Here is a 266-nt window from a genome sequence, read left to right on the forward strand (position 1 = left end):
ATTAACAATAAATGCATTATTAGCTGTAATTGTAGGTGCTGTAACTCCCGTAGCTCCCGTTGGTCCTGTAGCTCCTGTTGCTCCTGCTGGCCCCGTTGGTCCTGTAGGACATGTCTCACACACGCCAGTAGGCCCCGTAGCCCCTGTCGGCCCAACAGGACCTCCGGCAGGTCCTGTTGGGCCTGTTGGACCAGGGGGACCTGTTAAAACAGGCGTTTGAATCACGCTATCTAATTTAGACTGCAACAACATCTGTGTTTTTAACG

1 pseudogene is annotated in these 266 nt (G+C 51.9%); it reads left to right on the forward strand.

The features are described from left to right. A pseudogene (locus SB775_RS30260) lies at positions 1-220 on the forward strand (hypothetical protein); the annotation flags it as partial. Positions 221-266: the final 46 nt, after the last annotated feature.

This window comes from Peribacillus sp. SIMBA_075, from assembly GCF_046534585.1.